General features: G+C 61.7%; 2 tRNA genes. Both read right to left on the minus strand.

From position 1 onward, the window contains the following. Positions 1–228: 228 nt before the first annotated feature. Positions 229–304: transfer RNA gene (locus CIW48_RS33005), tRNA-Ala, on the minus strand. Between the two features lie 61 nt (positions 305–365). Continuing rightward, a tRNA-Ile gene (locus CIW48_RS33010) sits at positions 366–442 on the minus strand. Positions 443–588 lie beyond the last annotated feature (146 nt).

A 588-nucleotide genomic window follows, 5' to 3' on the forward strand; every position in this document is an offset into this window, starting at 1 on the left:
CCACCACCGTATGCTTGCCGAACATGACCGCCGGGGTTGGCAGATCTCTCTGCCCCAACGGCCACATTCCCTCTTCACGATGTCACTGATGTCTTCGCCAACGATGCGCTCAGCCGAACCGATCGGTCCTTGCTGCTGCGTCACCGCGGCAAACTCATGTTCCAGATAGCGGCCTCGACACACATCCTCGGGCGGCTGCCGCTGTCGCGACGCCAGGTCCCAAGAAAATGGTGGAGACAGACGGGATCGAACCGACGACCTCATGCTTGCAAAGCACGCGCTCTCCCAACTGAGCTATGTCCCCGTTAAGGAGCAGAGCCCGTGGCGAACGGCGGTGCCGCAAGCGATCGAGGTCATCCCGATACTGGTGGGCCTGGGACGACTCGAACGTCCGACCTCACCCTTATCAGGGGTGCGCTCTAACCACCTGAGCTACAGGCCCAAGTCACGAATGAGCAGCCGCAGGCCGGATTGCAGCACGCGCCGCAATCGGACCGCTTCCGCGATCGCGCTATCTGGTGAGGAAGAGAAACGAGGGCGGCGTCCGTCCCGCCAATGGGCTCTGACTGAGCCCTGATATCCTAATGA

Source organism: Methylobacterium sp. P1-11, assembly GCF_008329595.1.
Taxonomy (GTDB): domain Bacteria; phylum Pseudomonadota; class Alphaproteobacteria; order Rhizobiales; family Beijerinckiaceae; genus Methylobacterium.